This is a genomic window from Lederbergia wuyishanensis, from assembly GCF_022900255.1.
Taxonomy (GTDB): Bacteria; Bacillota; Bacilli; order Bacillales; family Bacillaceae_C; genus Lederbergia; species Lederbergia wuyishanensis.
This window is the reverse complement of sequence record NZ_JALIRM010000026.1, coordinates 1-1117: the sequence shown is the minus strand read 5'-3', so window position 1 is coordinate 1117 and position 1117 is coordinate 1. Positions and strand designations below refer to the sequence as shown.

The following is a 1117-nucleotide window of genomic DNA, read 5'->3' as shown; positions in this document are numbered from 1 at the left end:
ATTTGATGTGCACCCCAAAAGTTAGAGTCAAAATCTAACTTTTGGGGTGTTTTTTATGGTTAAATATGCGGATAACTTTAAGGCGATGGTAGTGAATGAATACCTCAAAGGGACGCTTGGCTATAAAAGATTGGCTGAAAAATATGGCATAAAGTCAAAGAAACAGATCATTGATTGGGTAAATGCATATAAGAAATTTGGGATGGAGGGTTTATTTCGAAAGAGAAGGCACGAGGTTTATTCTGTTCAATTCAAGTTGGATGTATTAAGCTTTATGAAAAGGACAGGCGCTTCGCAAGCAGAAACAGCACTTCACTTCGGATTGACGAATCCTTCGATGATCGGTGTTTGGAGGAAGAAATTCCTTGAGGGCGGTGCTGAAGCCCTGGACAACCCGAAAGGACGACCAGTTATGTCTGATAAAGCGAAGAACGTCAAGAAGGACCAGAAGCCAACACAACAGGATGAAATGACGCGTGAACAGAAGTTAGAACGGGAAAATGAACTCCTCCGTTTGGAGGTGGAATATTTAAAAAAGTTGCGAGCTTTTCAGATGGATCCGGACGGCTATCTCGAAAAGCACAAACAGCGCTATCATTCGAACTCAAAGAAGAATTCCGACTGAAGGATGTACTTCGGATTGTCGGCATTCCTGAGTCATCTTACCATTATCATGTAAAACAAATGAAACGGGAAAATCCTAACCAAGAGTTGGAGGAAACGATTCATTCCATTTTTGAAGAGCACAACGAAAATTATGGTTATCGCAGGATTCAACTGGAATTGAAGAATCGTGGAATCATAGTGAATCATAAAAAGGTGCAGCGTATTATGCGAAAGCTAGGATTGAAAGGCAATAAGTTCACCCGAAAATCACGTCGTTATAGTTCGTACAAGGGGACCATAGGTAAAGTGGTGAAAAACCAGATTCACCGCCGTTTTAATACTACGATCCCATATCAGAAACTGACCACAGATATTACAGAATTTAAGTGTGTAGATGACCTAAAGCTCTATTTTAGTCCAATAATGGATATGTATAATGGAGAGATTCTTTCGTATGGCATCGGTATGCGACCGACGCTTGACTTTGTGCTGAAACCTTTAGATGAAGCCC

Annotated in this window: 2 protein-coding genes; both read left to right on the top strand. The window is 40.7% G+C overall.

What is annotated here, in order from left to right:
• The first annotated feature begins 55 nt into the window (after positions 1–55).
• Positions 56–625: a helix-turn-helix domain-containing protein gene (locus tag MT489_RS22020; RefSeq protein WP_244683701.1), complete on the top strand. Its 570-nt coding sequence runs from the start codon at positions 56–58 to the stop codon at positions 623–625.
• The coding region (locus MT489_RS22015; RefSeq protein WP_244683702.1) for an IS3 family transposase at positions 526–1117 on the top strand (592 nt) is incomplete at its 3' end. The genes MT489_RS22020 and MT489_RS22015, both read left to right, overlap by 100 nt.

What these genes read in the sequence shown, in the direction of transcription:
- MT489_RS22020 (WP_244683701.1), top strand. Translation starts at nt 56, where the DNA reads ATGGTTAAATATGCGGATAACTTTAAGGCGATGGTAGTGAATGAATAC.